General features: G+C 65.2%; 14 protein-coding genes. 7 read left to right on the top strand and 7 right to left on the bottom strand.

Annotation, left to right across the window (positions count from 1 at the left end; all coding sequences use genetic code 11):
* From SALMUC_RS22895 to SALMUC_RS22885, 3 genes are all read right to left on the bottom strand, one after another.
* Nucleotides 1-180: FAD-dependent oxidoreductase (locus tag SALMUC_RS22895; RefSeq protein ID WP_037372753.1), on the bottom strand; the 180-nt coding region annotated here is incomplete at its 3' end.
* A gap of 10 nt (nt 181-190) precedes the next feature.
* Nucleotides 191-1,207 carry a quinolinate synthase NadA gene (nadA, locus tag SALMUC_RS22890; RefSeq protein WP_020041086.1) on the bottom strand — a complete coding sequence of 339 codons (1,017 nt, stop codon included), beginning with the start codon at nt 1,205-1,207 and terminating at the stop codon, nt 191-193.
* Nucleotides 1,208-1,306: 99 nt separating this feature from the next.
* Nucleotides 1,307-2,269: an NUDIX hydrolase gene (locus SALMUC_RS22885; protein WP_020041085.1), complete on the bottom strand. Its 963-nt coding sequence runs from the start codon at nt 2,267-2,269 to the stop codon at nt 1,307-1,309.
* Nucleotides 2,270-2,545: 276 nt separating this feature from the next.
* Between SALMUC_RS22885 and SALMUC_RS22880 the strand changes: the two genes are divergently transcribed.
* The 3 genes from SALMUC_RS22880 (at nt 2,546) to SALMUC_RS22870 (ending at nt 5,255) form a co-directional block, all read left to right on the top strand.
* Entirely contained in the window at nt 2,546-3,685 is a 1,140-nt protein-coding gene (locus tag SALMUC_RS22880) for an MFS transporter (RefSeq protein WP_156883627.1), read from the top strand.
* A gap of 132 nt (nt 3,686-3,817) precedes the next feature.
* Nucleotides 3,818-4,744, top strand: coding sequence for a transcriptional regulator GcvA (gene gcvA / locus SALMUC_RS22875; protein ID WP_020041083.1), 927 nt, complete (start codon nt 3,818-3,820; stop codon nt 4,742-4,744).
* 172 nt (nt 4,745-4,916) lie between these two features.
* A complete protein-coding gene (locus SALMUC_RS22870) occupies nt 4,917-5,255 on the top strand; it encodes a PadR family transcriptional regulator (protein WP_156883633.1) in 339 nt (112 codons plus the stop codon).
* A 278-nt stretch (nt 5,256-5,533) separates the two neighbouring features.
* Here SALMUC_RS22870 and SALMUC_RS29275 read toward each other — a convergent pair whose 3' ends face one another.
* The 3 genes from SALMUC_RS29275 to SALMUC_RS22855 form a co-directional block, all read right to left on the bottom strand.
* Nucleotides 5,534-6,067 (bottom strand): hypothetical protein, encoded by a 534-nt coding sequence (locus tag SALMUC_RS29275; protein WP_198014661.1) that lies wholly within the window; start codon nt 6,065-6,067, stop codon nt 5,534-5,536.
* Between the two features lie 81 nt (nt 6,068-6,148).
* Nucleotides 6,149-6,976: an FAD binding domain-containing protein gene (locus SALMUC_RS22860; protein ID WP_020041080.1), complete on the bottom strand. Its 828-nt coding sequence runs from the start codon at nt 6,974-6,976 to the stop codon at nt 6,149-6,151.
* 4 nt (nt 6,977-6,980) lie between these two features.
* Nucleotides 6,981-7,463 carry a (2Fe-2S)-binding protein gene (locus tag SALMUC_RS22855; protein ID WP_020041079.1) on the bottom strand — a complete coding sequence of 161 codons (483 nt, stop codon included), beginning with the start codon at nt 7,461-7,463 and terminating at the stop codon, nt 6,981-6,983.
* A 110-nt stretch (nt 7,464-7,573) separates the two neighbouring features.
* Between SALMUC_RS22855 and SALMUC_RS22850 the strand changes: the two genes are divergently transcribed.
* Both SALMUC_RS22850 and SALMUC_RS22845 read left to right on the top strand, forming a co-directional pair.
* Nucleotides 7,574-8,803, top strand: a complete 1,230-nt coding sequence (locus SALMUC_RS22850; RefSeq protein WP_084514071.1) for a multidrug effflux MFS transporter — start codon at nt 7,574-7,576, stop codon at nt 8,801-8,803.
* Nucleotides 8,803-11,310 (top strand): xanthine dehydrogenase family protein molybdopterin-binding subunit, encoded by a 2,508-nt coding sequence (locus SALMUC_RS22845; RefSeq protein ID WP_084514070.1) that lies wholly within the window; start codon nt 8,803-8,805, stop codon nt 11,308-11,310. Before SALMUC_RS22850 ends, SALMUC_RS22845 begins: the two co-directional genes overlap by 1 nt.
* 14 nt (nt 11,311-11,324) lie before the next feature.
* On the opposite strand, the gene SALMUC_RS22840 is transcribed toward SALMUC_RS22845, so the two are convergent.
* On the bottom strand, nt 11,325-11,918 hold the full coding sequence (locus SALMUC_RS22840) for a TetR/AcrR family transcriptional regulator (protein ID WP_020041076.1): 594 nt from the start codon (nt 11,916-11,918) through the stop codon (nt 11,325-11,327).
* A 157-nt stretch (nt 11,919-12,075) separates the two neighbouring features.
* Here SALMUC_RS22840 and SALMUC_RS22835 point away from each other — a divergent pair, with 157 nt between their 5' ends.
* Both SALMUC_RS22835 and SALMUC_RS22830 read left to right on the top strand, forming a co-directional pair.
* Nucleotides 12,076-13,389, top strand: a complete 1,314-nt coding sequence (locus SALMUC_RS22835) for an FAD-dependent oxidoreductase (RefSeq protein WP_020041075.1) — start codon at nt 12,076-12,078, stop codon at nt 13,387-13,389.
* A gap of 40 nt (nt 13,390-13,429) precedes the next feature.
* Complete coding sequence (locus SALMUC_RS22830) at nt 13,430-14,665, top strand: MFS transporter (RefSeq protein ID WP_020041074.1); 1,236 nt, start codon at nt 13,430-13,432, stop codon at nt 14,663-14,665.
* Nucleotides 14,666-14,686: the final 21 nt, after the last annotated feature.

The raw sequence follows: 14,686 nt of genomic DNA, 5'->3' as shown, positions 1-14,686 counted from the left end.
GGCGGCGCTGTCGTCCTGCCCGATCGCGGCGGCGATGCCGCCCTGCGCCCAGGGCGTCGAGCCGCCGCCGCCCAGGCGTTCGGCCGTCACCAGCAGCACCGGCCGGGGGGCGAGCCGCAGCGCGGTCGCGAGCCCGGCGATACCGCTGCCGACGACCAGGGTCGCAGGCGCGACCGGCACCGGGCCCGACCTAGCGGATGGCGAGCATGCGGTCGACCGCGACGCGCGCGCGCTCGGCGACCGCCGGCTCGACCTGGACTTCGGGCGCCAGGCTTTCCAGCGCGCGGCGGATCTTCGGCAGGTCGATCCGCTTCATGTGCGGACAGAGGTTGCAGGGCCGCACGAAGTCGAGCTCGGGGTGATGCACCGCGACATTGTCGCTCATCGAGCATTCGGTTAGCAGCAGCACCTTCGAGGCGTTGGCATCGTCCAGCTTCGAGATCATCTGCGCGGTCGAGCCGGTATAATCCGCCGCGGCGATCACGTCGGGCGGGCATTCGGGATGCGCGATGACGTAGACGCCCGGATTGTCCTCGCGATAGGCTGCGATCTCGTCGCCGGTGAAGCGCTCATGCACCTCGCAATGGCCCTTCCACGAGATGATCTCGACCTCGGTCTGCCCGGCCACGTAGCGCGCGAGATATTCGTCGGGCAGCATGATGACGCGGTCCACGCCGAGCGACTCGACGACCTTCACCGCGTTGCCCGACGTGCAGCAGACGTCGGACTCGGCCTTCACCTCGGCGCTGGTGTTGACGTAGGTGACGATCGGCACGCCCGGATGCGCCGCGCGCAACAGCCGCACATCGGCAGCGGTGATGGAACTCGCCAGCGAGCATCCCGCCGCCATGTCCGGCATCAGCACGGTCTTGGACGGGTTCACCAGCTTGGCGGTCTCGGCCATGAAATGGACGCCGGCCTTCACGATCACGTCGGCATCCGTCTCGGTGGCGCGCCGGGCGAGGGCGAGCGAGTCGCCGACGATGTCGGCGACGCCGTGGAAGATCTCGGGCGTCTGGTAGTTGTGGGCGAGAACGATGGCGTTGCGCTCGCGCTTCAGGCGCTGGATGGCGTCGATCTCGGGCGCGACCAGCGGCCAGTCGAAATCGGGGATGATCCCGGCGAGGCGCCGGCGCTCGGACGCCATGCGGGCCTCGACCTCGGGGGTGAAGGGGAGCCGTCCCGGATCGGTTGCAGCAATCGCCATGCCGCCCTCCTTTTGCTCGATCTGAGCATTGAGATATGTCGACAAAAGGCCGCCACGCGACCTTATGCTCAATTCAGTTAAAAGAGGGGTGCCTTCAAGTCAAGTGAGTCCGCCGCGCCGGGTGGCCCGGACGCGTACGCCGGGTGCGGGGCGTTCCAGCATCACCTCCTTGCGGAAGCGCACCAGTTTCGCCGGGCGTCCGCCGGTCAGCGACAAGGCCTCGCCGGTCTCCTCGACCAGCCGCTGCTGCGCCACGAGCCGGCGAAAGTTCTGCTTGTGCAGCGCGATGCCCGAGATCGCCTCGGCCGTCTGCTGAAGCTGGAAGAGCGTGAAGGAAGGCGGCATCAGCTCGAACAGGAGCGGGCGGTACTTAATCTTCGCCCTGAGCCGGCTGATCGCGGTGGCGAGGACGCGCCGGTGGTCGGCATGCATCGGAAGGCCCGGCAGGTCCTCCTGCGCCCGCCAGGGCGCCAGGTCACGGTCGAGCGACGCCTCGACCACCTTCTCGGCCTCGTAAAGCATCTCGTAGCGCTCGAGCGTCATCTCCTCGTCCCATTCGGCGCCCCCGACGCCGAAGGTCAGGCGGGCCCGCTCCTTGGCGTTGGGGTCGCCGGCGGCGCTTCCGTCCGTGGTCCAGTCGAGCAATGCCTCGAAGAGCCGGTCACAGCTTTTCGGCCGGCCGCCGCGATGATCCTCCCACGGGAAGAACTCGTACCAGCTTCGCCAGGAACTTTCGGCACTGTTCACCTCGTCGCTGCCGCTGACGAGGGCGAGATAGGCGATCGAGATCGTCCGGTGCGCCATGTCGGGGGCGGTGTTCTCGAGGCGGACATGGCGGTCGCCGAACGTATAGAGCTGCTCGACATAGCCGAGCTTCTGGCGCGTCTGCCGCTCGACCCAGGCGCGCAGCCCCGATTGCAGCGTCCGGTGGCCGGATTGGAGCGGACCCGAGGGCAGGGCGGGCCGGCCGTCGGGTCCGGGGACGGTCAGGACATGCGGTGTCCGGTCCCGGATCGTGATGACCACGGCGACAAGGTTGATCGTTGCATCCGTCTCGGACAAGGCTGCTCCCTTGCATTGCGATCCGCGCTCCGGAGAGCACGGTCGCCCGCCGCGCCTCCGCGCACAAGGGCGCGCAGCCGTCGTCGTTCCCCGTCCGAACGAGGCAACGACTTCTATGGCGGAGATTAGCAATAATCGTTTTCGTCACGGTTTCAAATCCCCTCACATGGCACCGCGTCCGCGGGGTGCTTCATGCGCCTTGCGTGCTCGGACCGAGAAGCCAATGTGAAAATGTGCAAGATCAATCTAAGCGAAAGACAGGAAATCTGGAGAGCTGTGGCAGTTCTCTGGTGTGTTGGCCTCTACTTGAGAATTCCAATTCTGGTGGTGCCGCCGCTGCTGCCGGGGATCCGGGAGGCGCTTGCCCCCGGATTCGCAGCGACGGGAGCAATGACCCTGTTGCCGCTATTCATGCTTGCCGCCTTCTCGGCACCGGCGAGCCGCATCGGACGAGCTTTGGGCGACACGCGGAGCCTGTGGATCGGGATCCTGGGGCTGGCGGTCTTCTCGATGTTGCGTGGAGCAGCGGAGGGGGTTGGCATGTTCCTTATTGCAACGATCCTGACTGGCGGTGCGATCACTTTGGTTCAGATCGTCCTTCCCCCCTTCGTGCGGGATCGTGGCGAGAGACTCGGGCGCTACGGGAGCATCGCCTACCTGAACGGCATGTTGGTCGGTGAGTTTCTGGCAGCAGCGGGCACAATCCCAATTGTGCTACCGCTCGCAGCCGGTGACTGGCGCATTGCGCTGACGCTATGGTCCTTGCCGGCTATAGTGATCGTTGCCCTCGTCCCCTGGCTTCCGCCTGCCGAGCGTTCGGAAGAGGTCAGCGAAGAGAGATCCGAGCGTGCGGCGGGTCTCCGGGATCCGCAAAGCTGGTGGCTTGGCATACAGATCGCCATCGGCGTCGGCGTCTTCTATTCGATGAATGCCTATCTGGAGGCGGTGCTCTCCACCAAAGACGGTCCGATCTCCTTGTCGGTCGCGCTTGCCGTCCTGAACGTCACGCCCGTTCTCGTGGCACTCACCCTCGCTGCTGCCGGACCGCGGCTTATCGGCCGCCGCGGCGCCATCCTGGCAATGGGAGTGGTGGGGGTGGTCAACTTCCTGCTGTTCCTGGTCCTAGACGGGCCGGAGATCCACGCTGCCATCGCCATCGCCGGCTATTCGGCGACCATGCAGACAATGCTCGTCCTGGCCTATCCCGCGGCGGCCTGCAAAGGCGTCGAGCTCCGACGTCTCAATGCCGCGATGACCGCGATCGGCTATTCGCTCGCGCTCCTCGTCCCGATCGGTGGTGCGGCCATCCTGTCCGGTGTGGGCGATCCTGCGGTCAAGCTGCTTCCCTTTGTCGTCCTCGCGTCGGTCGCTCTCTGCGTCCTGGCGATGCGTGCAGGACCACAGGCGGCAGAGTAGTTTTACAACAATCGGCGAGAGGAGAGGCCTGCAGGCTGCCTTCGCGCATCCTATACCCAGAAGTGAATTTACCTGTCGCGTTGCCGCTGAAAAGAAGTCTGCGACAATCTACCTGCCGGAAAGAAAGCGATCATGGGCCGGAACCTTCCGCCGCTGGCGGCGCTCAGAGCGTTCGAAGCCGCCGCGCGCCACACGAGCTTCAAGGATGCCGCGCAGGAGCTCCACGTGACGCCTGCGGCCGTCAGCCAGCAAGTTCGCGCGCTGGAGGACTACTTCCAGGTCAGGCTGTTCCTGCGCACCCCGAACGCTCTGCGGTTGACCGCAGCCGGGCGACGCGCGCTCCCGAAGTTGACATCCGGCTTCGACGACCTGTGCGACGCCAGCGCCCTGTTGACCGACCAGGCGCGCGCCGCGCCCTTGACGATCAGCGTGGCGCCATCTTTTGCCAGCAGCTGGCTCGTCCCGCGCCTGGGAAGTTTCCAGAAGGCCAAGCCCGAGATCCAGATTCGGGTGGACGCCACCGAGCGGCGGGTCCGCTTCGAAGCCGAGGATGTGGACCTGGCGATCCGCTACGGACGAGGCGACGATCCGGGACTTGTCTCCGAATGCCTGATCAGCTCTGCCGTGGTCGCGGTCTGCAGCCCGGAGATGGTCCACGCGGACCCGCCACTGCGTTATCCGACCGAATTGAGGGCGCATACGCTGCTGCACCAGCAGGAAATTGGCGCAGAGCAGGTCGAGAATGCCTGGGCTATGTGGCTGAGCGCGACCGGCGTTGATGGTGTCGATGCGACGAAGGGACCGCGGTTCAGTACTCATACCCTGGTGCTCGCTGCGGCTACCGCAGGACAGGGCGTCGCGCTGATCGATCGCTCTCTCGTTGAGGCAGAGCTTGCGCGCGGGAATCTCGTGTTGCCCTTCGCTGATGTCGACGCCCTTGCCACCCCTTTCCGCTACTTTCTAGTCTATCCGGAAGGTAGCGGAAAAGACAGGCGCCTGCTGGCGTTCCGGGAGTGGCTGTTCGCCGAGCTGGACCGCTATCTTGAAGGGGGCGGCTGAGACGACGTTTCGTAGGGACCGAGATGGCCATTGCGGTGGAAGCAGCGATACGACGCGGTGCGGATTGCGTCCTTGCTGCGTCGAGCCTAGTCTTTCCCGGTAGAGCAGCGGGGCCGTTATGTCGAGTTCGCCGGATTTCCTCAGCAAGTCGTACTGGAACGGTACGATCAAGATGAGCCTGTCGAAGTTCTTCATCCTGAGCGTCTTGGCCAAGCGCCCGATGCACGGCTACGAAATCGCCCGCGAGGTGGCGAGGATCTCGAATGGCTGTTGCTCACCGAGCGAAGGGACGATCTACCCGGTGCTGAAGCAGTACCAATCCGGGGGCTATGTCGACCTGCGCGAAGAGAACTTTGGCGGCCGCCTCCGCAAGGTCTACAGCCTGACGCCGAAGGGCCGGGACGCCTTCAAGGTCGCGGTTGATGCGTGGATGGAGGTGACGGAAGGCCTCGAGGCCTGCCGGCAGCTTTCGTTGGAAGGAAGCGCCTCCTATCCGCTCCTTCGGGACTGAGCTGCCCCCGAAATCCGGATACTGTCGCAAGCTACGATCTGGGGATTTTTTCAACGAGACAAGCTCGTTCCACCGCCTCAGACTGGCGCCAGACCTAGCCGAGTTCCGCTCGACCCGCCCCCAAACGTAGCCGCTTGTGCCGTCCCAGATTAGCTTGAGAGCGACCAAGATGAGGAATGTGAGAGGACGCGGTATAGCATTGCCTGATCGATCCTCTCTTGCAGCCGCTATCCGGTTCGCACCCCGGGTGCGAAGGTCAGCTCGATGAGCTTCAGCCACTATTGCTGCGCCGAAAGTGCTCCGAGCCAGAGCAACGGGAGGGCTTTGACAAGGTTGCCGGCGGTGGAGAACAGGCTCGTCGTTCCGGCGTAGACGTTCTTGAGCAGACCGAGCGGTAGCAGGTACATCGCGAGTGTAGGTCTGCCCGAATAGGCGAGCGTGGTCGTCATGTCCGATGCCGTTCCGGCGATGGCGGCACGGAAGCCGGATCGCCGGGCCGGCTCGTCACGCTTGCCACTCATTAACCAGCCCAGTACGAAGAGGAGCGAAACTGCGCCGATCAGGATCTCGACGCCCTTTCTTCGGGGACGCCCAAGAGCCAGGTGCTGAGTGCGATTCCAACCAGCAGAGTTGGAAGTAGAACTGCCAGATCGAGTTTCGACTAGGTGGACGAGGACGTGTAGCTCAGGGCGAAAAGATCCGTTGCGACACAGAGTGGCGCAAGGAGCGCCCCGCTTCGCGATAGGGTTCATGATGAGGGCGATTAGCGGGATGCCCACGATGGCGGAACCGCCGCCGAATGCGCCCGTCATGAACCTGGTCACAAGCACCGCCGGCCGAGCGACAAGAAGGGTCAGTCGTTCTGGGATGGAATGGTTAGATTGGATCCGGACTCAGACATGTTGACTTATCGCCCGGGACATCGGTTGGCCTTGCGCGATCGAAACGGCGCGCGGTCCGTCCGTTCCCAGCATCGCCTCGGCCTCGCGCAGCAGCTCTCGGGTTAAGGCATGCCGGTAGGCTTCGGAGGCCAGTTGATCCTCGCGGATCGCCTGGTGACCGGGGCGGATGGAGAGGGGGGCGTCGCAGGTGCCCGCGTCCGCCCACTCAAAGGCCCCGGATTTCGCCAGGCCCGTGACCGCCACCCTGCGGTCATCCGAGCCCAGGGCAACGAAGACGCCGACCACGGCGTAGCGGGCCGCCGGATGAAGGAACTTGGAATAGGCGCAATCCTCAGCAAGCGCGAAGGAGACCTCGAGGATGATCCGGCCGGCCAAGTCCTCGCTGCCGGCCGCGATGGCCTTGAAGGGCACGTTCCCCCCATCGGTGTGAAGCACGGCATCGAGCGCGAGGGCGGCGGCCGGCCAGTCTCCGGCAGGATGGTTGCTTGCCAGGGCACCACCGAGCGTGCCGCGGTTCCGGACCGAAGGGTCCCCGACCTGATCGGCCAGTTGCGCGAGGGCGGGCGTCTCGGCGCAGACCGTATCGTTCGACGCGATCTCAGCATGGGTGGCCGCGCCACCGATGATCAGGCGGCCCGCATCCAGGTAGATCCCTTCGGGCAGCACCGCCTTGGCATCTGCCAGCGCTCCGATGCTTCTGGAACGGGACTTAAGCTCAGGTAGCAGAGTCTGGCCGCCGGCCAGGATGACGGCCCCACGATCGAGCGCCCGTCGCAATTCCACCAGCGTCTTCGGCCTGAGGTATTCGAATTCGTGCATGGCCTTACTCCGTCCCGGAACCCGTCGCCATCGCCTCGGCGCCGCTCCGGATGGCGGCAACGATGTTCTGATAGCCCGTGCAGCGGCAGATATTGCCCTTCAGGTCGTGTCGGATCGTGGCCTCGTCTGGGACGCCGTACCTGCGGACCAGATCGAGGGCGAGCATCACCATCCCCGGCGTGCAATACCCGCATTGCAGTCCGTGATGGGTGCGGAAGGCCTCCTGCATCGGGTGTAGCGCCTGCCCGTTGGTGGCCACGCCCTCGATGGTTGTAACACGCTTGTCCGAAACTTCGGCGGCTAGCATCGTGCAGGCCTTCACCGCCCGTCCCTCGACAAGAACCGTGCATGCGCCGCACTGAGTGGTCTCGCAGCCCACATGCGCTCCGGTCAGGCGGAAGTCGTCTCGCAACAGATCCACGAGCAACGTGCGCGGCTCGATCCTGGCGCCTCGTTCCTCGCCGTTGAGTTTCAAGCTGATTTTCATCGGCACCTCGCCTTCAGGCTCGTCTACTGCGCCTCTGGCCAGAGGCTTGACAGGGTTTCGAGGCTCGTAATATGATGATCGTAATATAATGGCAAGTCGGTGATCGCGTCATGTGGCAAAATGAAGAGTCGATGGCTTCTGGCCCGGAACGTCCGCACCGCCTTGCCGAGAGTATGAGAAGCGTCTTGTTGCTTGCGTCGCTGGCCGCACTCGGTCAATTCGCCGCGAGTGTCTTCTCGCCGTCGATGCCCGCAGCGGCCCGGGCGCTCGATGTCATGACACCAAAGGTTCAGGCGGCGCTCGTGGTCTATTACGCGGCCTTCGCCTTCGGGCAGCTGGCGTACGGTGCGGTCTCCGACCGATGGGGACGCCGGCCCGTGCTCATGGCGGGCTTGACGCTCTTCATGCTGGGAACTTTGGGCTGCACGGTAGCGCAATCGCTTCCCAGTCTGATCTGTGCCCGCAGCATGCAGGGGCTGGGTGCAGCTGCAGGCGTGGTCGTCTCTCGCGCGGTGACCAGAGATAGCTTCGAGGGTCCCGCACTCGTCAGGGTGATGGCGGCCGTTACAATGGCCTTCGCGCTGGTCCCTGGCCTGACGCCGCTTGTCGGGGGCTTGGCGCAGGCTCTTGCGGGCTGGCGAGCCTGTTTCTGGTTGACGCTCGCTCTGGGGGCGGTCGTGATTGTTGCCGCGGCGCTGCGGCTACCTGAGACGCGACCGCGTGCCGAAACCAGTAGGAGGTCCGCTGTTTCAACGGCCTACCTCCAGATTGCGTCGGATCGCATCTTCCTCGGAAACGCCCTGACTGCGGGCGGTCTCTTCGCCGGGCTCTCGGCCTATTTCGTCGCCTCGCCGACGATCTTCATCGATCACCTGGCCGTTCCACCCTTCGAGTATGGCTTCTATCCGCCGCTCTCCGCAGCTGGGTTCCTGCTTGGAGCGGGCGTCGTCCGGCGACACGCCATCCGGTACGACAGGGGTCGGATACCGGAAAGCGGGTTTCTCATTATGCTCTTAGGGGCAGGAACGATGCTAGTACTCCCGCTGCTCGGCGTTCTCCACAAACACGCATTTAATGCCGCGATGGCCTGCTTCGCGACCGGGCTCGGCATGGTTCTGCCGGTCGTAGCTGCGGCCGCGCTTCAACGGTTCCCGGCGAACGCCGGTGCGGCCGCTTCCTTGCAGGGCTTCGTGCAAATGACCGGCGGCGCGCTGGGAGGTGGAGCGGTCAGCCTCCTGCAGGTCTCACGCCCCGTGCTCACGCTTCCGGCGGTGATGATCGCGGCCTGGGCCTTCGCAGGTTGTTCCTACTTTCTGACGTCAAGATTGGAGATAACGTAATGAACGCCCACTCGGAGACCCTTCCCCCGGCCGAAGCCGGGCCCACTTCTCTCGGTCCCTTGCCGGCGGAGGGCGGCACGCCTTTGATCGGCCGAAAGGTGCCACGGGTCGAGGATGATCGTTTGCTCCGGGGGAAATCCCGCTTTGTGGCTGATCTGGCGGCCCGGACGGATGCACTCTGCGTCGCGATCCTTCGCTCGCCCCATGCACATGCCGAGATCGAACGTATCGATGACGATGCGGCGCGGCAGATGGACGGGGTCGAGGCGGTTCTGACGGACAGGGATCTTGAAGGGATCGGAACTCTCCCATGCGATTGGGCGCCGCCCGGGATGCTGTGGGAAGTGCAACATCCAGTCCTGGCCAGCGGGACCGTGTGCTATGCCGGCCAGCCCGTCGCCGCGATCGTCGCGCGGACGCGGGCGCAGGCGCGAGATGCCGTGGCGGCGATGGATGTCCGCTACAAGCTGCTGGAGCCCGTCCTCGATCAGGAGGCCGCGCTCGAGTTGGGCGCGCCGAAAGTGCATGAACCCGGTGACAATGTGGCCCTCAGAAAGCGCCGGGCCGGAGGCGACTACGAAAGGGCGCGCCGCTCGGCTCAAATCGTTATCGCGCGCCGGCTGACCAACAACCGGCTGGCGCCCTCGCCGCTGGAAGGGCGGGCAGTCCTGTCCGATTACGATCCCGTCACGCATAGCCTCACCCATCACTCCTCGTCACAACTGCCCCATGTCCATGCGCGTGCCTTGTCGGACTGTCTCGGCTTCCCCGCGCACCGGCTGCGCTTCGTCTCGCCGGATGTGGGCGGCGGCTTCGGGGCAAAGCTGGGCTTCTATGCCGAAGACGTCATCGTCGCGCTTGCGGCGATGCGGACCGGCCGAGCCTGTGCCTGGATCGAGAGCCGTTCCGACACCCTCGTGGGGACGACCCATGGCCGCGATCATGTGCAATATGCCGAGCTGACCGCAACGCGGAACGGACGGATCACCGGGTTGAAGACGAGGATCGTGGCGGATTTGGGCGCCTTCGCGATGGGGATGGGCCCGGGCATCCCCGCGATCAATGCCGGGCTCTCGGTTACTGGACCCTACGACATCCCGAACGTGGTCTCGGAAGTCACCGCCGTCTACACCAACCGGATGCCCACCGGACCCTATCGCGGAGCGGGGCATCCCGAGGCGACGTGCCTCATCGAGCGGATGGTCGATGAACTGGCGATGGAGCTGCAGCTCGATCCCGCGGAGGCCCGCCAGCGCAACTTCGTCCCGCCAGAGAAGATGCCGCACAAGCTGCCGACCGGGTTCACTCTCGATTCCGGCAACTACGCGGACAATCTCGATGCGGCGCTTTCGGCTTTCGATATTGAGTCTTTCCGCAAGGCGCACGGCAGCTCAGGGCGCCGCATCGGCGTGGGAATCGCGACCTATTCCGAGACCTCGGGCGCGGCCCCCTCGATGGGAATGGCGGCGGTCGGTTTCCGGCGCGCCGGCCACGAAAGCGCGCGGGTGGTCATGCACCCCGATGCCCGCGTCACCGTATTCTCCGGCGCCCACAGTCACGGCCAGGGTCATGCGACGACGCTGGCGCAGATCGCGGCCGATGCCTTGCAGATTCCGCTATCGGCGGTCGAGGTGGTGCAGGGCGACACCTCGGTCATTCCGTTCGGCACCGGCACCTACAATTCGCGCACCATGGCGGTCGGCGGTAGCGCAGTGCATCGCGCGGCGTGGCGCATCCGCGAGAAGCTTGCGCGCATCGCGGCGGTCAAGCTGCAATGCCTGCCCAAGGAAGTCGTCTATGCGGAGGGTACGTTCACCGCGCGGCGCCGTGGCCTGAGGGGGCGCGCATTTCTCGCATTGCGCCGGCTCGAGGACCGGGTCAAGGCGCGTGTCTTCAACAGGATCACCGGGCTCGACCTGCCGGGCGGCGTCCGGGGCCGTCAGGCGGTGCCGCTCGCCGAAGCGGCACGCGAGGCGCATCTGGCGCATGACGTCCCGCTCGGTCTCGTCCCGGGCCTCGACGAGACAGAGTTTTTCGATCCTAAGGACATGCCCGCCTCCTACGGCACCCATATCGTCGGCGTCGAAGTGGAGCCGCGAACCGGGCATGTCGGGATCCTGAAGCACGTGATCGTCGACGATTGCGGACAGGTCATCAATCCGCTGCTGGTGGCCGGCCAGATCCATGGCGGAGCGGCGCAGGGGATCGGACAGGCCCTGATGGAAGACGCCGGCTATGCGCCGGACGGCACCCCCGGTGCGACGTCGCTGATGGACTATGCGTTGCCCCGGGCGACAGACCTTCCCGACTTCGAGATTTCCCACACCGTGACGCCGACGAAGCTCAATCCCCTCGGCGCGAAGGGGGCCGGCGAGGGCGCCACGATCGGCGCTCCTCCGGCCGTGGTCAACGCCGTTCTTGACGCTCTTCGACCGCTCGGCGTTCGCGACATACGGATGCCGCTGACACCTGAGCGGGTCTGGCAGGCGGTCAGGGATGCGGAGTGATCTTCGCCGGTCGTTCAGGATCTCGCGGCATCCTGCCCCGCCCGATCCTGTAGCTCTCGGCGGACCTGATCCAGGATGCGATCCGAAAGCGCAGGGTCGGCCGTCATGCGTGAAAGCTGCATCGCGCCGATCATGGCGCAGATCGCGGTCAGGCCGGTGGCGCTCCGCGCTTCGCCACCGGCGGCCGCGATGTAGCTTTCCACCCATGCCTCGAGATCCGGTTTGATCTGCTTCTGGATCTCCGGATCGAGCCGGGCGATATCGCTTCCCGTGGCGGCGATCGGGCAGCCGAGTTCTGGATGATCGCGATGCGGCTCGCTGAGATACTCGCCGACGAGCGCGCCCAGTTTCGTGGACGCCTGGTCGGACGAGGTCGCCCGGTCCACGAGCCCCTCATGCGAGTCCTTCAGCGCATGGGCGATCGCCTCGACGATCAGGGCATCCTTCGATGGGAAGTGTGCATAGAAGCCGCCATGGGTCATTCCTGCCCGTTTCATGATGTCGGCAACGCCGATCCCATCGAAGCCCTTTTGGCGCAACGCCTTCGCGGCTTCGGCCACGATTCGCTCACGCGACTTCGCCTTGTGATCCTTTGAATATCTGGTCATCGGCCGCTCTCGCTTCCTGACAGAGTTGATTAAATGACAACCATAATGCAAAAATTCAAGCCTGAGTGGGCCTTCGGACATCTCGGCATCTCATAACACTTGACCATTGATGCATTGATGGTCGATGTATTGAGAAGCATCTAAAGGAGGCAACGTCATGAACGTTCATCGTGTCGCAGTGATCGGAGCGGGACCTGTCGGGCTGGCCGCGGCCGCACATCTCGTCGAACAGGGTCTCGAACCGATCGTCTTCGAGAAGGGGGCGCGCCCGGGTAACGCGATGCGTGCCTGGGGCCATGTCCGCGTCTTCACACCGTGGCGATACGTAATCGACGCGGCGGCGCGTCGCCTGCTTGCCGCACAGGGCTGGTCCGAACCCCCGTCGGACGGGTTGCCCACGGGGCGGGAAATCGTCGACGCGTACCTGACGCCCCTCGCGCGCCATCCGGGGATCGCCGACCGCCTGCGCCTGAGCTCCGAGATCGTCGCCGTCAGCCGCGAGGACCGGTCCCGCATCGACGATGCCGAACGCGAGAGCGCGCTGTTCGTCGTGCGGTGGACCGACGCGAGCGGGGAACTTCGCAACGAGCTCTTCGACGCCGTGGTGGATGCAAGCGGTACCTGGTCTGATCCGAACCCGATGGGCCGCGACGGCCTTGCAGTTCCCGGCGAAGCCGAGGCCTCGCACGCCATCAGCTACGGAATTCCGGATGTTCTCGGCAAAGATCGTGCCCTTTTCGCAGGAAAGTCCATCCTGGTCGTCGGAGGTGGGCACTCGGCGGCGAACGTCGCGCTCGATCTCGCTGCGCTACGCGCGGAGGAATCCGAGACTGAAGTTTACTGGGGGCGGCGCCACGCGACGGCGTCCAATCTTGTTGGCGGCGGTGAAGCCGATGAGCTTCCGGCGCGTGGCCAACTTGGGCTCGCCGTGCAAGCGCAGGAGCAGGCAGAGGCGTTCCGTGTTCTCGCGCCCTTTTCTGCTGAGAGACTCGCGCTCGAGGGCGCAGGTGTACGTGTCCACGCGCGTGTCGGAGCGAAAAGGCAGGACTTTCTGGTCGACCGTATCGTGGTGACGACCGGCTTTAGACCGAATCTCGCCATGTTGCGAGAATTGCGTCTGCGGCTCGATCCGGTCGTAGAGGCTCCCGTGGCCTTGGCGCCGCTGATCGACCCGAACCTGCATTCCTGCGGTTCCGTTCCGCCGCATGGTGTCGAGGAGCTGGAGCACCCGGAAAAGGGCTTCTACATCGTCGGCATGAAATCCTATGGGCGCGCGCCGACTTTCCTGATGCTGACCGGATACGAACAGGTCAGGTCGGTCGCCTGCGAACTGGCCGGGGATCACGCGGCCGCGCGCGACGTCCATCTCGTGCTGCCCGAGACAGGAGTTTGCGGTCCTCCCGCCGCATTGAGCTCCCGCGGGGCGCAAGATCATCCAGCTGCCGTAAATTCGGCGGTCCCCTGCTGCTAATCGGACGGACGCTCATATCGGATCCGTGGAGGCGAGTCGAATGCCACTGGACGACCGCAAGTTTATCGCGGCGCTCGGAGTGGCGCAGATCTGCTCATGGGGAAGCGTCTATTACAGCTTTCCGCAGATATCGTCGGCAATGGCCGGAGAATTTGGCTGGTCGCGTGCGGAGCAATACGGGGCGCTCACATGGGGGCTCCTGGTCTCCGCGCTTCTCAGTTTTCCCGTGGGGCTGGCCATCGACCGGGGCCACGGGCGGAGGGTCATGGCAGGCGGAGCGTGCCTTGCCGCCTGTTTCCTCCTGCTACTGACCCGCGCCTCCTCGTTGCCCGTCTACTACCTTTCGATCGCAGGGCTCGGCGGCACGTTCGCCGCGGTTCTCTACGAGCCGGCTTTCGCCGTCATCGCCCGCCGGTTCGGCGCCGGAGGGGTGCGCGCGCCCGTCACCGCACTCACGCTCTGGGGCGGCTTCGCAAGTACCGTCTTCGTCCCGCTGATCGAGCTTTTTCTGACCCACCTCGGCTGGCGCGGCGGGCTTGTCGTGATGGCGGCGGTCAATCTCCTGATCTGCATGCCGATTTACCTGACCGTGATCGGCGGCACGCAGCAACCGGGCACGCAGGTAGGCCGGGGAGAAGAGCCGGTCGCATCCGCTGAGCTGGCACGCTGGCGAAAACTGGGGCGGAGTCCTGCCTTCTGGTCCGTTGCTTTCGTCCTGTTGGCGCATGCGGCGCTGACCTCGGCTTTCACCTTCCACATCTATCCGCTGCTCTCCGCGCGCGGCTTCGCTGCGGGCGATGTGGTGTCGATAATTGCAGTGATTGGACCGGCCCAGGTGGCCGGACGCTTTGGTGTGTCGTGGCTGATGCGGGGAGCAGCGACTGCGACGGTCGGTGGCGCAGCCGTGGCTGGCCTCTGCCTCGCCTGCCTCGCACTGCACTTTCTCGCGCCGACGATGGTGTCGATGCTCGCCGCCGCAGGGATCTACGGTGCCGCGAACGGGGTCATGACGATCGTCAGGGGGCTGATGGTGCCGGAATTCCTCACTCGCCGGGCCTATGGACGGATCAACGGAGGGCTCGGCGCCGCCAGCACGCTTGCCAAGGCCGTTGCTCCGATTGCTGCGGCGGGACTGTTCGACCTCGGTGGGTCCTACGCGCTGGTCACCGTGTTCTTCGTGGTGCTCGCGGCCTTGATGTCCCTGTCCTACATCCTCGCGGTTCTCCTCCGCCGCAACCGGGATGCCGGGACCTCGGACCTCGCCGCTTCTGGGTGACCCGGCATTCGGCCCGTTCTT

Source organism: Salipiger mucosus DSM 16094 (assembly GCF_000442255.1).
GTDB classification, from domain to species: Bacteria; Pseudomonadota; Alphaproteobacteria; order Rhodobacterales; family Rhodobacteraceae; genus Salipiger; species Salipiger mucosus.
The sequence above is the reverse complement of the archived record's forward strand: the minus strand, read 5'-3'. Positions and strand labels throughout refer to the sequence as shown.